Below are 23,118 nucleotides of genomic sequence, written 5' to 3' on the forward strand. Positions count from 1 at the left end.
CAACTTATTTATTGACTCTGGAATTTCGTTACCGTTCTGCAGAAAACGATGATCTGTTTTGCTGCAGCAATACTGGCATTGATATTCGCCTTAGCTGTCTGTGTTCCCATCTTCTTCGGTGTGTCCCGAAATAACGGTCCGAATATTTAGCAGCCAAATCCGCATCGATAGCCGGCTTGATATCTGTGATATATTTAAAATCAGGACGTTCTTCCATCATCTTTACAAACCTGCTTCGCTGATCACTTCCTTACGGGCTACTCACAACGATAGCACCTTTTAGGCATTGAATTCTATTAATTCAAAATTGATGGATCCCTTTGTTTTGCGGCTGTTGCCTGAATATGCAGAGATAACTGACAAGACTTAAAGCCATCTGTGTAGAAGCTACTGCTTTCAATTGGGTCTTTCTCTATCACTTCTGCCGACAGAATGCATCAAAAGCATATACATCCATGCCGAAGCCTTTAGCAATACGTGCCACATTACGACCCACATTACCATAAGCCGTAATGCCCAGTTTTTTACCCTTCAGTTCTGTTCCGAAGTTCCGTTATAGAAGTTTTGACAGCATATACCAACATACCAAAACTAATTCGGCGACAGCATTGGAATTTTGCCCGGCGTATTCATCACACAAACGTTGTGTGCAGTCGCAGCAGCCAGATCCACATTGTCGTAACCGGCACCGGCACGAACCACTATCTTTAATTTTTCGCAGCTTCCAATATTTTGGAGCATCGATGATATCACTGCGGATGATTACCGCATTCGCATCTTTAACAGCGTCCAGCAATTGACTTTATCCGTGTATTTTCAAGAAGAGCCAGTTCATAACCTGCACCTTCAACCACTTCACGGATGCCTTTACTGCTATCGCAGCGAAAGGTTTATCTGTAGCAAACCAATACTTTTGTCATAGGATCAATGTAGTTTTTCAAATTTTTCATTGTTGCAACTAAAGTTTTACGCTGCTCTTCGGCATAGCGTTATAAAGAGAAGCACGGAATCCACCGACAGAACGGTGTCCTTTGATGCCTACCATACCGGCTGCAGATGCGAATTTATTAAATTCGTCTTCCAGTTCCTTATATTCGTCATTCATAACGAAACAAACATTCATAATAGAACGGTCTTCCACAGCAGCCGTAATTTTGAATAATTTATTCCGATCGATTTCATCATACAGAATTGCTTTTTTTTCAAGATTCATCTTTTTCAATAACAGCAACACCTTTTTCAAATTCTTTTTTATACCACTTCAATGTCTGCAATGCAGCAAAGATCGGAAATACAGGAGGAGTGTTGAACATAGAATCTTTTTGATATGAGTGTTGTAATTAACATGGTAGGAATTGCACGATCTACATGCCCCAAAGCATCCGTACGTACAATGGCCAAAGTGATACCTGCAGGAGCCGCATTTTCTGTGCACCGGCATAAATTATAATCATATTTGAGATATCGATCGGACGAGAGAAAATATCAGAAGACATGTCGGATACCAAACGTACATTCATATCAGGATCATAACGCATTTCCGTACCATAGATCGTATTGTTAGATGTAAAGTGGAAATAGTCCGAATCTTCTGCGACTTTATAGCCTTTAGGGATATAGGTGTAGTTAGCTTCCTTTGAAGATGCTACAACATCCACTTCTCCGAATAATTTAGCTTCCTTGATCGCATTAGAGGCCCATGTCCCCGTATCCAGATAAGAAGCTTTTTTGTTCAACAAGTTAAAAGGAACCATACAAAACTGCATGCTGGCACCACCACCCGTAAATACACAACTTCGTAACCAGCCGGCACATCCAGTAAACTCTTTGATCAAAGCTCTGGCCTCGCTGTTTACTGCAACAAATTCTTTACCTCTGTGAGATACTTCAAGAATTGATAACCCTGTACCTGCGAAATTCTCAAAAGCTGCTGCTGCATTCTTAATCGTGTATTCGCTCAGAATGGAAGGTCCTGCAGAAAAATTGTGCTTCTTCATATCTATTTCTTTTTAATGTTATATATTATTTAAGTAACGTGTTTTTCGAAAACAGGCGGCTAATGTACGAATTAAATTGAAATTTGAAAATCAAACCCGAAAATTATTAGCAAAAAGGCACATATTCATCATTTTCACTGTCTTTACACAGTCAATTTTCTGCTTTCAATTATCAATTGTCAATTACTAAAACCGATCTCCCACAATTTTTTTTTCATCTGTTCAATCAGTTTCTGTTCAGCTGGATTATTCTGCCCTTTCCAAAAGCATTGATTCAATACTTCCTTGGGCAAATATTCCTGTTCAACAAAGTTGTTCTTATAATCATGTGCATATTTATATTCTTTCCCATACTCCAACTCCTTCATCAAAGCCGCTGGAGCATTCCGCAAATGAAGCGGAACCGGAAGATTACCAGTACGCTCTACCAAAGCCAATGCGTCATTGATTGCCATATAGGCAGAATTACTTTTTAGGGCTACTGGCGGATAAATTGTCGTTTCGGCCAGGATGATACGCCCTTCCGGCCAACCGATCTTCTTCAAAGCATCAAAACAGGCATTCGCCAGCACAACGCATTGGGGTTAGCCAATCCTATATCCTCCGATGCAGAGATTACCAGCCTCCGGGCAATAAACCTGATCCTCCCTCCTGCCACCATACGTGCCAACCAATAAATAGCTCCATCAGGGTCACTTCTGATCGATTTGATAAAAGCTGAAATAATATCATAATGCATCTCTCCGCCTTTATCATATGCTGCTGGATTTTCCTGCAAACGGTCTACTACTTTCTGATCCGTTATCTCGATCTTATCCGTTTCTTCTGCCGATATGACCAGTTCCAGTATATTCAGTAATTTCCGTGCATCTCCACCCGAATAACGAAGCATAGCATCTGTCTCTGTCAGGACAATATCTTTTCTTTTAATACGATATCCTCTTTGACCGCATGATTCAATAAGGTAAGCAAATCACTTTTATCCAACGATTTCAATACATAAACCTGACACCTGGATAATAGCGGACGGATCACTTCAAAAGAAGGATTTTCCGTTGTAGCCCTGATCAGCGTAACCACTCCCGTTTCTACAGCATTCAACAAAGAATCCTGCTGGGATTTACTGAAACGATGTATTTCATCAATAAATAAAATAGGCGATACCGTATTGAAAAACGATTGCTCTTTGCTTTTCAATCACATCACGTACATCCTTCACACCCGAACTGATAGCACTCAATGTATAAAAAGGTGCCTCCAGTTTATTGGAAATGATCTGTGCCAGTGTGGTCTTACCTACTCCCGGTGGTCCCCACAAAATAAAAGATGGGACCCGGCCAGCATCTATCATTTTCCTCAACACGGCTCCTTGCCCTACAAGGTGCTTCTGTCCGATATAATCATCCAGTGTTTTCGGACGTAATCTCTCTGCTAAAGGTTGATTCATCATGCAGACAAAAGTCGGATATTTTATTTACTTTTCAAAGCATAACCAGCGTAAAAATTAATCCGTAAACAAATGTTTGAGAACAGATTTTTATAACAAAAAGTCAACTGATTAACCCTAATACCAAAGTCAAACATATACAATACTAGCATTTTGTCAACAAACATTAGAGAACACAGAAATCCCTCCATCATTTCTTCCACGTTCCCTAATGCCATTATCCAATATCATTTAACACTTGACAGACTCGATAAGTCACGAACCACAGTCATGTCCATAATATTACTGTATATCTCTGTTGTACGCACACTTTTGTGTCCTAAAAGCTTCTGTACAGTCGTAATATTTGCACCGTTATATAATAATAATGTAGCGTTCGTATGCCGGGCCGTATGGAATGAGACTTTCTTATCTACATTCGCCATCTTACAAATCCGGCGCAATTGCTTGTTCACGTTCGAATTGGAAGAGACTGGCATATCGAACAAGGTCCACGGATTATTCTTATAACGCTCGTAGATAGGAAGAGATTTCCCATCAAACAATAAGAACAAAGGCAGACGAACATGGACATCTGTTTTAACAGATGAATAGATCAACCAGACTTTTATCTTCGATAAAGAGAAAATTATCCTTCGTGATACTTACGATATCCGAAAAACGAAGCCCAGTATAGCAACTGAACAAGAACATATCCAGTGTCCGTTGCAGCGTCCGGCGACCTTTCAGATTTAAACTTTCCAACTGCTCCAATTCTTCCGGTGTAAGATGAGTTCGTTTGCTTTCCATATACTTTATTTTATATTTGCGGAAAGGATAACGGTGCAAATCAAACAGATCCTTATTGATAGCCAGGTTTATGTAGCGCTTCAAATGCTTCATATGTTTAGCAATCGTATTCCGATGATATTTATTTACCAGCATATAATGCTCGAAATCGCAAAGAAAATTAAAGCTCAGATCATTGAAACTCACATCCGCTTGAAACGAAGACAACACCTGTAATGTCGAAAAATGATTCTTCAGCGTTGACTGTTTCAGATTACTCTGAGTGATCTCATTTTTCATAAACAAAGAAAAAGAAGTCTGACCAGCATCAGGTTTCTCTTTCAGATCACTCAAAGAAAACTCTTTACCACTATGAGCAACTTCAAGCTCCACCTGTTCCAATTCTGCAAATGAAATTAGTCAGATACTGATTTAAAGACTCCATATTAGGATGATTCTTCACTGCTTTTTCTTTGCATCCCACTGAAAAGGCTTGACATAAACCTTTGTCGAAAAATACTTTTTCTGCTTGTTCAGGTAGGCTTCTACCTGAATCAAAGCTTTTACCCTCTGAGTTCAACTGTTTTTACGGTTGAACACCAAGTTATAAATTACTTTTTCCATGATATATAATTATTTTCTGAATGAAACACGAAGGAACAATAATTAGTTCTTTTCTTATGTCTAAGACAAATTAAAAATTTGTTATTACATATTTACCGGAGTTCCGAAAAGACGATATCACGTCTTACCCTTGCCTTAAAAAACAAATGATCCGGAAAACTCATTTCTACTATGAGTGTACAAAGATAAAAGAGACTTACTAATCATAAAAAACAAAAAACAAGAAGTAGCTTTCCAAAATGGATACAAAAAGCCTTTTTGCCCACTCGGTTCTAAAACAAAACAAGATTATTATTATTTTCTAATGTTAGAAAGAAAAATCATTGAATGTAACTCTTTTGATTATTCATAAGAGAAATAGTATCAGATTATTATATATCCGGGGATTAAAGCAAGAAAAAAACAGATGTTCTTCTACCCAAAAAAAATGTTGTAAATGCTTTGTTTGTATAATCATTCAAAGCATCTACAACATTTTTATCAATATATCAAAACTACCTTATACAGTAGGTTGAGGCGCTGCAGGATTGTTGTCTTTATCTGCAATACCTTTATTGGTTTCCATTTCACATTGCGGAATACGATAAATCAAAATCTGAGACTCCGGTTCTATATTATACTGAACAATAGCAGCATAATTCGTATTCTTACGTACGATAGGTTTTTTTAGGCGTAAAACATCGAACAAAGAAAAACCTTCACCCCAAAATTCCATACGACGTTGCAACCAAATTTCATCCTGCAAATCCTGAGCAGAAGAAGCCGTACAACTGTATGACGGATTACGATACGTTTTTACGAAATCTTCCAATGTACGTTTTGCTGCAGATACGTTTCCGGACATTGCTTCACCTTCCGCTTTGATATAGTACATTTCTCTCCACACGCATTAAAGGCCAGTCCTGAGAGTTGGTCGTATTACCCATTACATCCTGATAAGCACCAAATTTCACATTAGCATAAGGTGTCAAACCAAAATAATCAATCACAGATTCACCTCCAACTGAAGCATTATCAACCAAAGTAGAGGTTGTATCCGGAGAAATAAACCATTGTTTACGGATGTCTGTATCCGGAATCTGATTATATAATGCAGAACTTACATAACGCCATGCACCTGTCAAAGTTGTATATCCGTTACCAGTCAATGAACACAAGTGCGACGGCCAGTTGATGATACCGGTCGTTACAACATCATTATCCGGAGTAATCATCACACCCCACAACCAGGAATCAGCAGAAGCTGAATTGAAAGCCGGTTTTGACACTTCAGCCAAAGAATACGGAGTTCCACCAGCCAAAGCCTTTTCTGCATCCTTAGCAGCATCTGCCCACTTCTGCATTAACAGATTGGCACGAGCACGCAGACCATAAGCAACAGCTTCGTCAATCTTGTCCTTATTTGTACCGTTATCATTACCTGCCAATAATTCAACAGCTTGATTCAAATCAGACATAATCAATTCATAAACCTGAGCAACTGTAGCACGCGGATTCGTCTGCATTTCTTCTTCTGTCATTCCTTCTGTAATGATCGGAACACAAAGATCATTTTCATGACCAACATATGTAAATTGATAAGTCTGAGCTAAATTCAGATAATCGAAAGCACGGGCAGCTAAAGCCTGACCACGATAAACCAACATAGTGGGATCATCAGTCCCCTCTGTCAATGCAATAACATCATTTGCTGCTTTCAGATGGTTATAATATGTCTTCCAAATCAATTCGCCTTCAGAACTATATAAAGACGATCTGAATAATTTGAGAACGATTAAACCAGTTATAACCGTAAGTCGTACAAGGCATATCTTGACAACTTTGATCATAAAACTGGAAAACGGCTGCTATACCATAATCATTGTGATATGTATTTGCATCATCGGAAATAGTGCCGAATACATTCAACTGGGCTGACATTGCATTCACACCAGCTATCACCATATTCGGACGCTGTTCGATAATATCCTCGTTTTGTTCGCCACCTACATATTGACCTTCCGGCAATTTATCCAAATCACAGGAAGCCAGTGCTAAAGCAACACCTGCGAACATTAAATATTTATTTGTCATTTTCATATTCTCTAAATACATTTACGGATTAGAAATTCAAAGAGATACCGCCTGAGATAGTGCGGATCGGTGAATAAACATTATCAGAAGACACATAACCCTGACGTGGATCAAGCCCTTTACGCGCTGTGAGTAATGCAACATTATCTGCTACGAAATACAAACGAATACCCTCAACCTGGAACTTCCGTGTCAATGATTTCGGCAATGTATAACCGAATGTGATATTCTGTAAACTCAAATAATCGGAACTTGTCAGGAAACGGTCCGTCAATCTGTTAGCATACTGATCTTGTACATTCATACGGGGAACATCTGTATTTTTATTTTCCGGAGTCCAGGCATTCAACATATCTTTATGCCAAGCAGATCCCTGAGCATCAACACTCATCAAACCTTGATAGGTATAATCCAAAACACGTCCGCCTAACTGATAAGCAAATGCAATAGAGAAATCGAATCCGTAAGCAGTGAAGCTAGTTCCAAAACCGCCATATACTTTCGGCAAAATATCACCTGTAGCAAAACGATTATTAGAAGCTACAGAATATTCAGTAGTAACTGTATTACCATCTTTATCCGGTTCCAATAATGCCCACTGGCTTTCACCTGTTTCCGGATTAACTCCCGCATATTTAGGCAAATAAAGTTGATACATAGATTCATCTTCACGATAAATACGAGAACCATCAATCAACTGTCCATTCAATTCAGGGGCTAATTCCAACACTTTATTCTTAAAATGCGTCAAGTTCAAATTGATATTCCAGCTAAAATTCTTTGTATCAATGATAGCAGAGTTCAAATCTACTTCAACACCACGGTTTACCATTGAACCTACATTTTCCGGATAACGGAATATCCCATAGACGGAGAAACCGGCTTAAAGTAAAGCATATCAGTTGTCTTACGTGAGAAGTATTCAGCAGTACCACTTAACTTTCCACCCTTTAAATTAAAGTCAAATCCGGTATTGAAACTGTGTGATGTTTCCCAAGTGATGTCCGATTACCTTTATAATACAAAGAGGTTGCAAAATCGCCATTACTATTAGATAAGGTTAGCTGATCCATATAAGGATAGTAGTTACGGTATAAAACCACCTTGAAACATCAGATTATCATTACCCTGTAAACCATAGCTAATTTTGAACTTCAACATATCGATCCAATTCTGATCAGCTAAGAAAGCTTCCTTTGTTCATCAACCAGCCAGCACCGATTGACCGTAAATTACCCCAACGGTTATCCGGATGGAAAGCAGAAGAAGCATCACGACGGAAAGAAGCAGAACCGAAATATTTGCCATCATAATCATATTGTACACGGAACAACCAACCTTCTGTAGCATAATTGTTTGTGTAAGATGCATTGTTAAGTTCAGGATACCATTGTTCAGTTCAGGAACATTCGGGTTATACAACTTCTCACGACTACCATACAGATAAGAATACTTATAATTATAGTTTTCGTGACCTGCCAAAACATCCAAATTGTGAACATCATTGAATGTCTTATTGTAAGTCAACAAATACTGCTGGTTTGTACTGAATGAGCGAGTAGCTTCAGTATTGATAATACCACCAACACCACTTGTTTCTGAATACTGTCCGTAAAATGGATTTATTAAATCTCTCATACGTACGTTATTTGCATCAACACCGATATTGATTTTAGCTTTAATGCCACCCCAAATATCAATATCAGCAAACCATTTACCGCTTACTACATCACCGTAATAGTTTCTCTTATCCAACATATAGCTAGCCAGCGGATTCGCATTCGAACTACGTTTTCACGGCTGAAGTTTGTATCAGATCCGTAATCATAGCGCTTGTAACCACGATTGTCAGTCATGATATTTCCTTCTGCATCACGGATATACATCGGATAAATAGCCCCCATTATATTAGCAGCATAGAAAGCATTACCATTGGAAGTACCACCTTCTGTATCCTGTTCACGGCTGTCATAATGAGTAAATGAGACATTACCACCCATTCTCAACCAAGATTTCACTTGATATTCCGCTTTCAAACGAGCTGTATAACGTTGAAAACCTGAGTTCGGAACAATACCCTTATCATCCAAATAACCTGCAGACATATAATAGTTCATTTTTTCAGTAGCTCCGCTGACACTCAAGTTATATTCTTGACGGGTATTGTTTTCGAACAATTCATCGCTCCAGTTGTCAGGTTTATAATAATATGTACCATCACTGTATCCTAATTTTGCATTCGGATTCAATCTACCATCCATGCCGATCAGCCGTTCACCATTCGGTAAAGTAAATACTTGATATCCTAAATAACTGCTGGAAAGCATAGCGTTATTTGCATAAAGATTTGCATTAGCTAGATCACCCGCCGCCGCATATCCTTCCAAGTCTCCATTATAAATAGCCGCATAAGCCAATTCATAGAACTTACCCGGATCTGTTACAGCTTCGTATGAAGGAATACCGCGTTTGTTAACACCCCATTTAGCATCAAATGTCACGCGAGCATCACCGGACTTACCTTTTTTAGTAGTGATTAAGATTACACCATTAGCACCACGAGCACCATACAAAGCATTCGATGCTGCATCTTTCAACACTGTCATCGATTCAATATCAGAAGTGCTGATTGCTGAAATTTCGCCATCGTAAGGAACACCGTCCACTACATACAATGGCTTATTGCTGGCAGAAATAGAACCGATGCCACGGATACGTACTTCAGCATCTTTACCTGGCTGTCCGTTATTGTTGGTTGTTTGTACACCGGCAACCTGACCAGCCAAAGCACCTGTCAGGTTGGCTGCCTGACGTGCTGCAATCTTTTCGGTTTTAATCGTTGCAGCCGATCCGGTAAATGCAGATTTCTTTGCAGTACCATACGCAACAACCATAACTTCATCAAGCACTTGATTATCACCTTCCAACATTACATTTAATACTGGTTTTACAGCTACTTCCTGGCTTTTCATACCTACGTACGAAATTACCAAAGTCTTTGCAGAACTTGGTACATCCAAAGAGAACGCACCATCAAAATCAGTCACTGTACCGACCATCGTACCCTTTACGACAATCGATGCACCAATAATTTTCATTGTCATCCGCCGAAATAACAGTAATTGTTACTTTGGTCGTCTGAGCATTAGCCTTTTTCCAATGTAAAAAAAAAACAGGCAAAATAGAAGATAAGTGAAAAAAGATCCAACGTTCTTCATAGACACACTTTTTATTTAACTTATAGATAACTAATTTGTACTATATTATGTATAATTCGCCTAAAACCTATTCTAAAACATATCTGAGAAGCTGCAAATGTAATAATAAATTTATTATAACACTACAAATGTAAGAGGAATTTAAAAAAACAGACTGTTAATTAACTAAATAGTCCTTCAAATGAATAATTTTCTGATAATTATTCATCTTCCTATTTCATAAATTAACAGGGCTGATAGTTTAAATTTTCTTATTTTTAACCGGACCTTGTTTATTCTTCTATTTAAGTAAATCATGCTCTAAAAAGGTGTTGGGTCCATTTTGGTAGAAAAGACAAAGCTTTTTTTGCCCTAAATTTATGCAGAAATACAGTACGCACTGTTGAAACGTAACGCCGCATGGATCTTTTTCAATACTCATTTTTCGTATAAAGCATCTTGATCTTTTATTTTTTACTCTAAAAAAGTCGTAATCAAGAATATTTCTATTTCTAAATTAATAAGATAAAAAGTGCATAAAAGTTACCCATATCTATATAGTAATGTACTCCCCTGAGTCTGCTCATCATGAATGATGGGTGATAAGTGAATAAAAAACATAGTTCTGCAAAGACTCTGGTAATTTCGTACGTGGGTATGGAAACCCAAGAATTGGCAATTAAGCCTAAACTGCGGGTACTAATGGAGTCTAGTTCACAGGCTTTGGAAGAAGTAATGGTCGTAGCTTACGGTACGGCAAAGAAATCAGCGTTCACAGGATCTGCATCTACAATGAAAGCAGAAAAGATTGCAGAACGCCAAGTTGCAAACGTTACAAATGCTTTGGCTGGTCAGGTAGCCGGTGTACAGGGTGTGAGTGCAAACGGACAACCGGGAAAAGCTGCTACTATCCGTATCCGTGGTATTGGTTCTATGAGTTCTAGCAGTTCTCCTTTATACGTAGTTGACGGCGTTCCTTATGATGGTGATATTGCAGCGATCAACCCGAACGATATCGAATCGATGAGTGTACTGAAAGATGCTTCTGCCAGTGCAATCTACGGAGCACGTGGTGCAAATGGTGTTGTATTGATTACAACTAAAAAAGGTACTGCTAGAGAAGCAGTAGTAACTGTCGATGCAAAATGGGGTAGCAATTCACGTGCCGTACCTCAATATAATGTAATGAAAGACCCTGCCATGTATTATGAAACAGCATACAAGGCTCTGTATAACAGCAAATTTTTATGCCGGAGGAAGTGCTGCGGATGCTCGTGCTTATGCATTGAATAATATTTTTCTTCAGACAATGGTGGAGTAGGATATCAGGTTTATACTACTCCTAACGGAGAAGATTTTATCGGTACAGACGGTCGTATCAATCCTAATGCAACATTAGGTTACAGTGATGGTTCTTATTATTATACACCGGATGACTGGTATGATAATACTTTTAATAAAGGAAATTTACGTCAGGAATATAACGCAACAGTATCAGGTGCTTCTGAAAAAGATCAATTATTATTTCTCTTTAGGTTATTTGGATGATGCAGGTATTATTTCCGGCTCAGGTTTTACTCGTTATACAGGGCGTTCAAAAAGTAGACTACCAGGCAAAAAGAGCTGGTTGAAGATTGTGCAAATATGGCTTATACATATTATGACAGTAAGGCTCCGGATGCTCAGGACAAATGGGGTTCATCCGTAACCTTTTCTATATTACCGACCTGATTGCTCCGGTTTATCCGATCTATGTAAGAAATAATGACGGTAGCATAAAGGTGGATAATCGCGGTTATACTGTTTATGACTTTGGTAACTCTACAGGTCAGGTTCGTCCTTTCATGCCTATGGCTAATCCGGGCGTAACTTTGGAACTGGATAAATTCCATGCATATACAGATGTATTGAATACTAAATTTTACGCAATCGTTGATTTGTATAAAGGCTTGCAGTTTACAGCAAATGTCGGTGTAAACTCAAGTAACCAAAGAAGTTCTATCCTGAACAATCCTTTTTATGGCGGAGCTGTTGGTTCTGAAGGTTATGTAAACGTTAAGAATGAAAGAAATATCGGTTTGAACCAGCAATATTTGCTTACTTATAAGCAAAGTTTCGGTTCACATAATATCGACGCATTGGTAGGTTATGAATCTTATAATCTGAAAATCCAGAAAATGGAAGGTTCAAACAAAAAACTTTATAACCCGTTCATTGGTGAACTTAGCAATGCTATCCAAACACCTCCGACTGTAAGTTCCTCTACGGATACTTATTCTACACTCGGTATTCTGGCTCGTGTTCAGTATGACTATGATGGAAAGTATTTTGCTTCTGCTTTTATCGCCGCGATGCTTCTTCACGTTTCCACCCGGATCACCGTTGGGGTAACTTCGGTAGTGTTGGTGCTGCGTGGTTGATGAACAAGGAAGAGTTCTTCAAGAACTGGATGCTACATGGATCGACTTGTTGAAGATAAAAGCCAGTTATGGTGTACAAGGTAATGACAACTTGTTGCTTACAGATGGTATTACTCCTAACTATGCTTATTTGGATCAGTATACTGTATCTAACAGTGCTGGTGATTTTGCAACATCATTTACTTACAAAGGTAATAAGGATATAACCTGGGAAACTTCATATAGTTTTAATGCCGGTCTTGAATTTACCTTGTTCAAAGAAAGATTAAGCGGTAGTTTCGAATATTTCAGCCGTAAGACAGTCGATTTGCTTTACAACCAGCCGGTGCCTATTTCATTAGGTTATTCAACGATCCCGATGAATGTTGGTTCTATGAGAAATGCAGGTGTTGAATTAGATTTGAATGCTGATATTATCAGAACGAAAGATTTGACATGGTCATTCAATCTGAACATGACTCATTATAAGAACAAGATTCTTGATCTGGCAGAGACAGCAAAGAATAATGGCGGTATCAAGAGTTCTGTAACTATCCGTAATGTCGGAGGTTCTTTGTATAACGCATATTTGGTTAAAGATGCAGGCGTTGATCCTGAAACAGGCAAGGCTTTATATTATGTAGATCCGGATAATGGAGACATGACTACTACTGATGATTTCAGTGCAGCCAAGCAATCAGATTTAGGTTCTACTTTGCCTAAGATATACGGAGGTTTCGGTACTTCTGTTCAATATCGCGGATTTGACGTTTCTGTAGGATTGTCTTATCAATTGGGTGGTAAAGTGTACGACTATTCTTACCAACAGTTGATGCACAGTGGTGAGGCAAATACAGCAGGTACTAACTGGCACAAAGATATTTTGAATGCATGGAGTGAAACCAATAAAGGCAGCAATATCCCTCGTATCAGCAGTGCAGATAAGAGAAATCAGGATTTGTCTTCACGATTCCTTCAGAGCTCTAACTATTTGAGCTTGAATAGCGTGATGGTAGGATATACATTCCCGAAAAAATGGACAACTAAATTTATGGTAAATAACTTGCGTATCTTCTTCTCTGGAGATAACGTGGCACTTATCGCTTCCGAGAAAAGGTCTTGATGCTCGCCGTAACTTAGGTGTTGCATACTTCGGTAATGATGATGCCGTAGGTGCAAAATATTCTGCACTCCGTAGTTTGTCAGGAGGTATCAGTGTTACATTCTAATTTATTGTAAACAAAAAAGATGAAGATTATGAAATTTATAAATAAATCATGGATATTAATTCCGGGACTGGTTTTGGCAACTGCCTCTTGTACAGATCTAGATACACAACCCGAAGGCGGAAATTCTACTTCTGACCAGAAACAGGAAATAGCGGAAGCAATTCCCGAACGTGTAGCAGCCGATTTGAGCGGTATGTACTTTTCAATCGGTAAACAGTATTGTGTGTATGGTGAAGATAATCCACGTGATGACGACTTCGGTTATCCGGCAGCTTGTTTGTCGCTGGATTTGAATGGAGCGGACATGGTGAGTGATGCCAGTGGATATAACTGGTTCTCCGTTGCCAGTGAATATGCGGATAGAATATATAATTATGCAAATCCGAATATGCGTTGGGCTATGATTTACAACCAGATTAAAATGGCAAACGATATTATCGCCACTATCCCGGAAGATAATACGGATAAAACACTTAATTACTATAAGGCACAAGCTATCGCAACCCGTGCATTCGATTATCTGACACTGGTTCAGCAGTATCAGTTCACTTATAAAGGAAATGAAAGTAAGCCGGCTGTTCCGATTGTGACAGATAAGGTAGAAGGTGATCTGTTGAATAATCCGCGTGCATCTGTTCAAGAAGTATATGACTTGATCATGGACGACCTGAATACTGCAATTCCTTTGTTGGAAGGATACAACAGAAAGTCTAAAAACGAGATCGATCAGAATGTGGCTTATGGACTTCGCGCTCGTGCAAATCTGGTTATGCAAAACTGGGCTGCTGCTTATGAAGATGCAACAAATGCATTAGGCGGATATACTCCTTATAGCCGTGACGAAGTAAGCAAACCGGGTTTCGTTGATTCTAATGACCATAACTGGATGTGGGCGTTGATTCTGACTCCGACCAATATGCCGGATGCTTATCCTTCATGGCCTTCTGTGATTTCTTCTTTCTCTGGTGATTCATATTCTTGTGGTGTTGGATGTTATAAAATGATCAATACGCTGCTTTATACGAAGATACCGGATACGGATGTAAGAAAAGGATGGTGGGTAGATGAAAAACTGGATTCTCCGAACCTGAAAAATGTATCTTGGAGAGGCTACGATGGACAACCTATCGGACCGTTGGTAGTTCCTGATGTAAAAATGGCATATCTTCCTTATACAAACGTTAAGTTTGGTGCTTATCAGGGTATTTTGGGGAATAACATCAATGCCGGTGACTGGTGTATGATGCGTGCAGAAGAAATGATCTTGATCCAGGCTGAAGCTAAAGCTATGAGCGGAGATCTCGGTGGTGGAAAACGTATCCTGGAAGATTTCGTAAAGAATTATCGTGATCCGTCTTATACAAGCAAAGCTACTTCTGCTACAGGATTCCAGGATGAAGTATGGATGCAGCGCCGTGTTGAATTGTGGGGAGAAGGATTTGCTTTATTTGATATCCTACGTCTTCAGAAAAATGTTGTTCGTTTCAACAATCGTGTCGAGAGTAACTTCCCGGATGGATTCAAATTTAATTTGGCTGCCAACAACGGTTGGTTGCTGATGCGTATCCCGCGTAATGAAATTAATGCCAACAACGGTATTTCGGAATCAGACAATAATAATGAAGGTACATTACCACAGAGTGGTGAAGGTGCAGGTCTGACTGATGGAGTAGTTGACTAATTAGAATTTGCAATATTATAGAAAAGAAGGTGTCCTCAGGATGCCTTCTTTTTTGTTCGCCCAAACATGTTCCCCCTACTCAGTGAAGGATATCAGGTAACACCAAATAACTTTAATTACAAGTAGTATCTATTTCTTATAAGAAATAAAAGTGCTATATTTGCTTTTAGTTTTACTTATAAGTAATAAAAAATGAAAACTCCGGAGTTCTATAATAGAGATTTATATCTTGATCGTATCAAACCATTTGTCAATACACAGATGATAAAAGTTCTGACCGGTCAACGCCGTGTTGGAAAAAGTTTTCTTCTTTTCCAATTAATGGATTATATACGCATCTCATACCCGCTTTCGGATATAATCTATATTAATAAAGAATTGTTTGAATTCGACAGCTTAAAAGACTATGCAGATCTGATAAATTATGTAACACAGAAACGTAATGATCCGAACAATAAATGTTTTTTGTTTATTGATGAGGTACAGGATATTGCGAGTTTTGAGAAAGCATTGCGACATTTCTTTGCAGAAGGAAGTTATGATATATATTGTACTGGAAGTAATGCTAATATGCTTTCAAGTGAATTGGCAACCTATTTAAGCGGTCGGTACATCGAATTTAAAATATATAGTTTGACTTATAAAGAGTTCTTACTGTTTCATAAGTTGGAAGATAGTTCCGATTCTTTCACTAAGTTTTATAAGTTTGGAGGTTTACCATATTTAATAAATCTACCTTTTAATGAATTACTGGTTTCGGATTATTTACGAAGTATTTATGACACAATTATACTTAAGGATGTAGTAAATAGATATAATATAAGGAATGTCAGACAGTTACAGGATTTAACAATATATTTGGCTGATACGATTGGTAATTTGTTTTCAGCCAATAAAATAAGTGAATACCTTAAATCTCAACGTGTCGATTTGCCTCCTAAAACCATATTAGAATACTTGAATTATCTGAATAATGCTTACTTTGTAAAAAGGTTACGTCCGTCAGATATCCAGGGAAAACGTCAGTTTCAAATCGGAGAAAAATATTATTTTGAAGATTTGGGGATTCGACATGCGATCCGTCCTTTCAGAGCAAACGATATAGCACAAGTATTAGAGAATATTGTATGCCATCATCTTCTTGTCAACGGCTACACTTTATCGGTAGGAAGGGATGGAGATAAAGAAATAGACTTCGTTGGTGTGAAAGATGGAGAAAAAATATATATACAAGTAGCCTATTCTGTAATGGATCCCAAAACTTATGAGCGTGAATTTGGAAACCTCTTAGCAATAAAGGACAATTATCCTAAGATGGTTATTACAATGGATGAAATAGAGGGGATTTCATATGAAGGAATAAAACAGATTCCGATCCGCAAATTTTTGATGGAATTCAAATAACTTTCCCACTTTGTTAAGCAGTTAGAAAACCTTGTATATCGGGTAGAATTTGAGTGTTTATATTTTAATATCAAATTCTACCCGATTTATTATATCTAATTTAAACAGTGTAAAACTTGTTGATAATCAATATTAAAATACACTTCCGATTTAATAATAAATCTCTAACAAATGTATTTTCCATATTAGTAAACAAATAACATACAAGCATATAACATTCTATTAATCAGTGATTTAGTAATGCGCGTAGTTCTGCAAAGACGCTGGTCGTTTCTTACGTAGGTATGGAAACTCAAGAGCTGGCGGTGTCTTCCAGGGTTTATATCAAGTTGAAATCAGATACACAGAACCTCGATGAGGTTGTCGTTGTAGGCTATGGAACTCAACGCAAGAAAGATGTTACAAGCTCTATCGCCAAAGTTGGAGGCGAAGCGCTTAGCAACCTGGTAGCATCCTCATTTGATACCCAGCTGGCAGGACGTGCTGCCGGGGTACAAGTTACAACCCCTAGCGGAGTACTCGGTGCTGGACCTCAGTTTAAGGTTCGCGGTATGAGTACCATCAGCTCCAGCTCACAACCACTGTTTATTGTAGACGGTATGCCTATCGCTACCGGAGACAATGGAGATGGTAAAACCGGTGCTGGGACAGTTGTATGCTTCATTCAATGCCATGTCGGATATAAACCCGAATGATATTGAATCAGTTGAAATATTAAAAGACGGTGCTGCTACGGCCATTTATGGTTCACGTGCAGCGAATGGCGTTGTTTTGATCACTACGAAAAAGGGAACAAAAGGACGTGCTAAAGTTACTTATGACGGATATGTAAGTGCAGCCAGTGCAGCTAAATTACATGATCTTTTGGGTGCAAAAGATTTTGTCATGATCGCTAATGAAAAATTAGAGAACTGGGATGAGAAAGGACAAGCGGTTTATAATGCTTCAGATCCTGATACAAAATGGAACGATTATATCTTCCAGACCGGTTTCCAGCATAATCACAACGTTGCTGCCAGCGGTGGTACAGACAAAAGTCAGTATTATGTATCTTTCGGGTTTACAGAGCAGGAAGGTATTGTTCGTTCAAATGATATGAATCGTCTGACTTTGAAAGCCGATTTGACCCAGCAGGCAACAAAATGGTTACGTATTGGTTTGAATGGCCAAATGAGCCGGACCAAATTGAATGGTATATCAAATTCGGAAAACTCACTGGGTGGTGTAGGTTTTGCCGGAGTTCGTATGCTTCCGAATGTGGCCGTTTTCGATCCTAATGATGTAACAGGTTACAATATTGATAAAGAAAGCCGTAAAACATTGGGACGCGGAAACAATCTTTCTTATATCGACAATGGTATTCAAAACATCGTTTGGGCATTGGATAATAATGTGAACCGCTCTACCAATACACGTACCATCGGTGGTGGTTGGGCTGAGATCACTATTATAGACGGACTTACACTGAAAACTCAGGGAGGTCTCGATATCTCTAATGTAAAAGACTTCATGTATTGGGATTCTGAATCAGGTGACGGTTATGGACGTAAAGGTTTGCTTGAAGAAGTAAATACAACTTACGAAAACTGGAACTGGCAAAATATCCTGAATTTTAACCGTTCATTTAACGATGTGCATAATTTAAGTGCAACAGCTGTTCAGGAATACACTCACAGTGAGTATGAATATACAGATGCTGCCGTTCAGCAGTTGTCCGACAGGTTCTTTACAGACCATATTATCTCCAATACTTTTGGAATAAAAGATATCGGCGGATACAAAACATTTAACGGGCTTGCTTCTTATATGTTCCGTGCGAACTACAATTATGATAGTAAATATTATGCAGGTGCATCTATCCGTTACGATGGATTGTCCAGTTTGCCGAAAGATACTCGCTGGGGTACGTTTTGGGGAGCTTCTGTTGCATGGCGTTTATCCCGTGAGAACTTCTGGAAAGATTCTCAGGTGAACGAATGGTTCAACGATTTGCGTATTCGTGCCAGCTACGCTACATTAGGTAATTCAGATTTGGGTAATAACTTCCCGTATTTGGGAACTTATGGAGCGAAACTGTACGGCTCGCAATCCGGTGTTGCCTGGAACCGCATGGGTAATAACAACCTGAAATGGGAAACGACCGAAACTTTCGATTTAGGCCTGGATGGTTCTTTCTTCAACAACCGTCTGACATTTGAGCTGGCTTATTGGCAGAAAAATTCAAAAGACCTTGTATTGGAAGTTCCGACTCCTCCGACAATGGGTATTCCTTACAATTCATATTACGATAACATTGGTAAAATTAAGAACTCCGGATTTGAGCTGACCGTAAGTGGAACAGTTATCTCAACGAAAGATTGAACTGGCGTTCAGAATTGAACTTCTCTACTGTAAAGAATACAGTTAAGTCATTGTATGGTGGAACTGATATCATTGACAATTATACAATTATTCGCGAAGGTGAGTCTTATCGTTCACTATACGGATACGACTATTACGGTGTCAATATGGTAAATGGTAACCCTATCTGGAGAAAAGCTGATGGCAGCCTGGTTCAGTTCGATACATTCGGCTCGTATGACTATGTTGAATATGATCCGTCCAATGCTAAAGACGTATCCAAACCATCCTCTTTAGGATCCAGCGACCGTAAAATATTAGGTTCATCTATGCCTACCTGGTATGGTGGATGGAACAATACAATAACCTATAAAGATTTTGATTTGAATGTATTCCTTCGTTTCTCAGGCGGTAATAAAATCATGAATGCCTCTCGCCAGAGCGCTTTGATGAATATGGAATTTGCTAATAACGGTAAGGAAATTTTAGGCAGATGGGTATCTCCTACACAAACGGGTGATGGTATGACTCCAAGAATCGGTTATAATGACCAGTCTGTCTTGTTTAATGACGGTTTCACTGACTCTCACTTCGTTGAAAAAGGAAATTACCTGAAACTGTCTAACCTGGCTTTGGGATATACTTTGCCGAAATCTGTTTTATCGGCAATAAATATAACAAAGGTACGTGTGTATGCACAGGCTCAGAATTTGTTCACTATCACCGGGTACTCAGGTTTGGACCCGGAAACTAACACTCGTCTGGGCGTAGACTGGAATGGTATGCCTCAGCAGCGTTCGTTTACTTTTGGAGCAAATGTTACATTCTAAGATTATAAAACAGTAGAAAAATTACAATTATGCTAAATAGAAAACTATATAAAAATATATCAGTTGTAGCATTGGGCGCAGCCTTAATTTCGCTACCCTTATTCACTGCTTGTGAAAGCGATGTGGTGGATCTATCTCCGGTCGATAAATTCTCCGATTTGACAGCTTACGGTACTCCGGCACGATGTGAGTTATCTATGATCGGTGCTTATGATGCAGCCCAGTGCGGCATGTATATCAACTCAGACAATGGCTGGCAACGTGGTTATCCATTCGGGGCTGCCAGCATACAACAAGGTGAAATGAGAGGCGAAGATATGAACTTGACAGCCGTATTTTACGATTACACCTATTCTGCGACCTACAATTTGTCTACGGCAAATAATGTCGCTATGTGGGAGACTTCTTTTGAGGCCATAAACCGTTACAATACAGTTTATGCAGGTCAGGAATATGCCGGTAGCAATGGCATACTCGATGAAGCGACAGCTAATCAATATAAAGGCGAATGCCTGTTTTTACGTGCTTTAACATATCATAATTTGATGGTTCATTATGCACTCCCTTACAATGTGGATGGTAATAATAATTATGGTATGCCGCTTTATATTACGGCAATCAATACACCGGAAGCCATTCAGGAGGCTTTGCTGATCGGTCGTTCAACTGTTGCTGAAACATATGCACAAATCATTAAAGATCTGGATGATGCAGAACAATTATTGCCGGAGGTTGTCACTGCAGGCAAGATATCCCGCGCATCTAAAGGGGCTGCTATTGCTTTAAAGACCCGTGTTTACTTGCATATGCGGAATTGGGCTAAAGTTATCGAAGAAGCTGAAAACTGGATGGCGGACGTTTCCAATTGGAAGCAGATCCGGTTACTCCGTTTACTTCAAGTGCTGATAACAAAGAATCTGTTTTCTCGATTGAACATACTACGGAAGATAATCCGGACGTCAATGGTTCTTTAGGTCAGATGATGTCGGGTCGTAACGGAGGACGTGCCATTATAACTTCATCTCCTACCGTTTATAACTCCAAATACTGGACAAAAGACGACAAGCGGCGTAACTTGCTACTATACCGTGAATCCGACAAATATTATTACTGTGATAAATATCAGGATCCTACTTCTCAGGACGCATGGGCTCCGATTCTTCGTTACTCGGAAGTTCTTCTGAATGAAGCAGAAGCAGCAGCAGCACGTAGTAACAATAAGACATTGGCTCTTGAAAAATTGAATGAAGTGCGTGACAGATCACTGGCAAATCCGGCACAGGAAAGTTACAAGGCTTCAGATTTCGCTGATACCAAAGCGCTGTTAGAAGCTATTCTTTGGGAACGTCGTATTGAATTTCACGGTGAAGGCCGTCGTTGGGAAGATATTCATCGTCTTGCAAATGACGATCTATTCCCTTCCGGTGGTATCCCGGCTAAAATTGAATACAACAACAGCAAGGGCGTAGGTGCATTCGTTGTAAACGGAGAAGTTAAATCTGAATGGTATAGTTCCAGTAAGAAATTTATTCCTTATACAGACAAACGTTTTATTTGGCCTATTCCGTTGAATGATATCTTAAGAAATCCGACATTGGCAAAACAGCAAAATGCGGGTTGGGAATAAACCTCATATTGACAAGAAGATATATTTTCGAGTCTTTATGCATTAAATAGATATGTTAAAAAATATTAGTCGCCAAGGTATTTTCATTTACCTGGTATATTAATCCGATTTACCCGGTAAGGTAGTGACAAATTGATAATTAGAAAAAAAGTGTCCGGGTAAATATTTTAACGTAAAAAAACAGATGTAACCAACAAATTTGAAATCAATTGATTTCAAATTTGTTGGTTACATCTGTTTTAATTACCTTTGTTTCAATCGAAAAATAGATAAAAGTTATGAATACTCCTTTTGTGTATGGCCGCATAGCCGATAAAGATAATTTTACAGACAGGGTACAAGAGGTTAAGTTGCTTACCCAAAATTTCAATGGCTTGGTTAATACCGTCATTATTTCTCCACGCCGTTGGGGGAAAACTTCTTTGGTAAGTAAGACGGCACAAATACTTCAAAGTTCAAGTAGGGATTTTATTATTTGTCAGGTAGACATATTTAACTGCCGGACAGAAGAAGAATTTTATGTTGCTTTTGCCAATGCATTGCTAAAAGTTTCAACCTCTGCCTGGGAAGAATTTGTATCCGGTGTAAAAAAATATTTAGGAAAAATGGCTCCGCTTATTTCAGTATCAGACAGTAGTCAAACCTATGAGTTTTCATTCGGAATAAGTTTTAAGGATAATAAGATGGGATATGATGAAATATTGGATTTACCGCAAGTCATAGCGAATGATACCGGGAAAAAAATCATTGTCTGTATCGATGAATTCCAAAATATCAATGAATACGAAGATTCTTTGGCTTTCCAACGTAAACTGCGCGCTCATTGGCAGAAACAAACTTCTGTCTGTTATTGTCTTTACGGGAGTAAACGGCATATGTTACTGGATATTTTTAATGACTATAGCATGCCATTCTATAAATTCGGGGACATTTTATTTCTTCACAAGATAGGAAGGGAAGATTGGATTTCATTTATTTCCAGTCGCTTTTCCGATACCGGAAAAGAAATTTCAAAAGAATTATGTAATCAAATAGCAGCCAGGGTAAAGGATCATCCATATTATGTTCAGCAGTTAAGCCAACAAGTTTGGTTACGTACAGAAAAAAAGTGTACCGACAGTATTCTCGATGAAGCATTCTTAAGTCTGACAGGTCAGTTAAGTCTTCTGTTTGCCAATATAATAGACACATTAACATCCAAACAAATTAATTTTTTATTGGCGGTGGCAGATGGTGTCACAAATTTCTCGTCGAAAGATGTTCTTACAAAATATAAACTGGGAACTTCTGCAAATATAAAAAATCTAAGAAAGGCGACTTTGGAAAAAGATTTAATAGACATTCTACCCGGAAATATAACCGAACTTCAGGATCCTGTTTTTGAATATTGGATAAAAAATATTTATACAGGTTCACTACGGTAAACACCTCCTTTTAGGTAGAATTTGAGTATGCAAATTAGCTACTCAAATTCTACTTTCTTTTTTCAGTATAAATTATCA

General features: G+C 38.7%; 16 protein-coding genes and 4 pseudogenes. 11 read left to right on the forward strand and 9 right to left on the reverse strand.

What is annotated here, in order from left to right; genetic code table 11:
- Positions 1-8: 8 nt before the first annotated feature.
- From P3L47_RS23410 to P3L47_RS23450, 9 genes and pseudogenes are all read right to left on the reverse strand, one after another.
- Positions 9-877, reverse strand: a pseudogene (locus P3L47_RS23410) (NAD(P)-dependent oxidoreductase).
- An 81-nt stretch (positions 878-958) separates the two neighbouring features.
- Positions 959-1,213 (reverse strand): PLP-dependent aminotransferase family protein, encoded by a 255-nt coding sequence (locus tag P3L47_RS23415; protein WP_277783739.1) that lies wholly within the window; start codon positions 1,211-1,213, stop codon positions 959-961.
- Between the two features lie 151 nt (positions 1,214-1,364).
- Positions 1,365-1,997 (reverse strand): aminotransferase class V-fold PLP-dependent enzyme, encoded by a 633-nt coding sequence (locus P3L47_RS23420; protein WP_277783740.1) that lies wholly within the window; start codon positions 1,995-1,997, stop codon positions 1,365-1,367.
- Positions 1,998-2,176: 179 nt separating this feature from the next.
- Positions 2,177-3,444, reverse strand: a pseudogene (locus P3L47_RS23425) (replication-associated recombination protein A).
- Positions 3,445-3,671: 227 nt separating this feature from the next.
- Positions 3,672-4,836: pseudogene (locus P3L47_RS23430) on the reverse strand (site-specific integrase).
- 499 nt (positions 4,837-5,335) lie between these two features.
- Entirely contained in the window at positions 5,336-5,710 is a 375-nt protein-coding gene (locus P3L47_RS23435; RefSeq protein ID WP_277783741.1) for a RagB/SusD family nutrient uptake outer membrane protein, read from the reverse strand.
- On the reverse strand, positions 5,685-6,563 hold the full coding sequence (locus P3L47_RS23440) for a RagB/SusD family nutrient uptake outer membrane protein (protein WP_277783742.1): 879 nt from the start codon (positions 6,561-6,563) through the stop codon (positions 5,685-5,687). Before P3L47_RS23440 ends, P3L47_RS23435 begins: the two co-directional genes overlap by 26 nt.
- A gap of 13 nt (positions 6,564-6,576) precedes the next feature.
- The gene (locus tag P3L47_RS23445; RefSeq protein ID WP_277783743.1) at positions 6,577-6,909 is read right to left on the reverse strand and encodes a hypothetical protein; all 333 of its coding nucleotides are present in this window, start codon (positions 6,907-6,909) and stop codon (positions 6,577-6,579) included.
- Positions 6,910-6,937: 28 nt separating this feature from the next.
- A pseudogene (locus P3L47_RS23450) lies at positions 6,938-9,968 on the reverse strand (SusC/RagA family TonB-linked outer membrane protein).
- Between the two features lie 795 nt (positions 9,969-10,763).
- Here P3L47_RS23450 and P3L47_RS23845 point away from each other — a divergent pair.
- The 11 genes from P3L47_RS23845 to P3L47_RS23495 all read left to right on the forward strand — a co-directional run bounded on the left by P3L47_RS23845 (position 10,764) and on the right by P3L47_RS23495 (position 23,040).
- Positions 10,764-11,399 (forward strand): TonB-dependent receptor plug domain-containing protein, encoded by a 636-nt coding sequence (locus tag P3L47_RS23845; RefSeq protein WP_427910582.1) that lies wholly within the window; start codon positions 10,764-10,766, stop codon positions 11,397-11,399.
- A gap of 398 nt (positions 11,400-11,797) precedes the next feature.
- Positions 11,798-12,526 (forward strand): hypothetical protein, encoded by a 729-nt coding sequence (locus P3L47_RS23850; RefSeq protein ID WP_427910583.1) that lies wholly within the window; start codon positions 11,798-11,800, stop codon positions 12,524-12,526.
- Positions 12,519-13,628, forward strand: coding sequence for a TonB-dependent receptor domain-containing protein (locus tag P3L47_RS23855; RefSeq protein WP_427910584.1), 1,110 nt, complete (start codon positions 12,519-12,521; stop codon positions 13,626-13,628). Before P3L47_RS23850 ends, P3L47_RS23855 begins: the two co-directional genes overlap by 8 nt.
- A 134-nt stretch (positions 13,629-13,762) precedes the next feature.
- The gene (locus P3L47_RS23460) at positions 13,763-15,415 is read left to right on the forward strand and encodes a RagB/SusD family nutrient uptake outer membrane protein (protein WP_122357344.1); all 1,653 of its coding nucleotides are present in this window, start codon (positions 13,763-13,765) and stop codon (positions 15,413-15,415) included.
- A 192-nt stretch (positions 15,416-15,607) separates the two neighbouring features.
- Positions 15,608-16,819 (forward strand): ATP-binding protein, encoded by a 1,212-nt coding sequence (locus P3L47_RS23465; RefSeq protein ID WP_122361509.1) that lies wholly within the window; start codon positions 15,608-15,610, stop codon positions 16,817-16,819.
- Positions 16,820-17,103: 284 nt separating this feature from the next.
- Positions 17,104-17,514, forward strand: a complete 411-nt coding sequence (locus P3L47_RS23470; protein ID WP_277783744.1) for a TonB-dependent receptor plug domain-containing protein — start codon at positions 17,104-17,106, stop codon at positions 17,512-17,514.
- A complete protein-coding gene (locus tag P3L47_RS23475) occupies positions 17,441-19,180 on the forward strand; it encodes a SusC/RagA family TonB-linked outer membrane protein (protein ID WP_277783745.1) in 1,740 nt (579 codons plus the stop codon). Before P3L47_RS23470 ends, P3L47_RS23475 begins: the two co-directional genes overlap by 74 nt.
- Positions 19,177-19,989, forward strand: a complete 813-nt coding sequence (locus P3L47_RS23480; protein WP_277783746.1) for a SusC/RagA family TonB-linked outer membrane protein — start codon at positions 19,177-19,179, stop codon at positions 19,987-19,989. The genes P3L47_RS23475 and P3L47_RS23480 overlap by 4 nt, the downstream gene beginning before the upstream one ends.
- 29 nt (positions 19,990-20,018) lie before the next feature.
- Positions 20,019-20,963, forward strand: coding sequence for a RagB/SusD family nutrient uptake outer membrane protein (locus P3L47_RS23485; RefSeq protein WP_277783747.1), 945 nt, complete (start codon positions 20,019-20,021; stop codon positions 20,961-20,963).
- A gap of 8 nt (positions 20,964-20,971) precedes the next feature.
- A complete protein-coding gene (locus tag P3L47_RS23490; protein ID WP_277783748.1) occupies positions 20,972-21,616 on the forward strand; it encodes a RagB/SusD family nutrient uptake outer membrane protein in 645 nt (214 codons plus the stop codon).
- Between the two features lie 278 nt (positions 21,617-21,894).
- Positions 21,895-23,040 carry an AAA family ATPase gene (locus P3L47_RS23495; protein ID WP_122357342.1) on the forward strand — a complete coding sequence of 382 codons (1,146 nt, stop codon included), beginning with the start codon at positions 21,895-21,897 and terminating at the stop codon, positions 23,038-23,040.
- Positions 23,041-23,118 lie beyond the last annotated feature (78 nt).

The sequence above is a fragment of the Parabacteroides chongii genome, assembly GCF_029581355.1.
Taxonomy (GTDB): domain Bacteria; phylum Bacteroidota; class Bacteroidia; order Bacteroidales; family Tannerellaceae; genus Parabacteroides; species Parabacteroides chongii.

Excerpts from the sequence above, each read along its gene's own strand:
- P3L47_RS23415 (WP_277783739.1), bottom strand. The coding sequence starts at position 1,213 with ATGAATCTTGAAAAAAAAGCAATTCTGTATGATGAAATCGATCGGAAT.
- P3L47_RS23420 (WP_277783740.1), bottom strand. The coding sequence starts at position 1,997 with ATGAAGAAGCACAATTTTTCTGCAGGACCTTCCATTCTGAGCGAATAC.
- P3L47_RS23435 (WP_277783741.1), bottom strand. The coding sequence starts at position 5,710 with ATGTACTATATCAAAGCGGAAGGTGAAGCAATGTCCGGAAACGTATCT.
- P3L47_RS23445 (WP_277783743.1), bottom strand. The coding sequence starts at position 6,909 with ATGACAAATAAATATTTAATGTTCGCAGGTGTTGCTTTAGCACTGGCT.
- P3L47_RS23845 (WP_427910582.1), top strand. The coding sequence starts at position 10,764 with ATGGAAACCCAAGAATTGGCAATTAAGCCTAAACTGCGGGTACTAATG.
- P3L47_RS23850 (WP_427910583.1), top strand. The coding sequence starts at position 11,798 with ATGGGGTTCATCCGTAACCTTTTCTATATTACCGACCTGATTGCTCCG.
- P3L47_RS23460 (WP_122357344.1), top strand. The coding sequence starts at position 13,763 with ATGAAATTTATAAATAAATCATGGATATTAATTCCGGGACTGGTTTTG.
- P3L47_RS23465 (WP_122361509.1), top strand. The coding sequence starts at position 15,608 with ATGAAAACTCCGGAGTTCTATAATAGAGATTTATATCTTGATCGTATC.
- P3L47_RS23470 (WP_277783744.1), top strand. The coding sequence starts at position 17,104 with ATGGAAACTCAAGAGCTGGCGGTGTCTTCCAGGGTTTATATCAAGTTG.
- P3L47_RS23475 (WP_277783745.1), top strand. The coding sequence starts at position 17,441 with ATGGAGATGGTAAAACCGGTGCTGGGACAGTTGTATGCTTCATTCAAT.
- P3L47_RS23485 (WP_277783747.1), top strand. The coding sequence starts at position 20,019 with ATGCTAAATAGAAAACTATATAAAAATATATCAGTTGTAGCATTGGGC.
- P3L47_RS23490 (WP_277783748.1), top strand. The coding sequence starts at position 20,972 with ATGTCGGGTCGTAACGGAGGACGTGCCATTATAACTTCATCTCCTACC.
- P3L47_RS23495 (WP_122357342.1), top strand. The coding sequence starts at position 21,895 with ATGAATACTCCTTTTGTGTATGGCCGCATAGCCGATAAAGATAATTTT.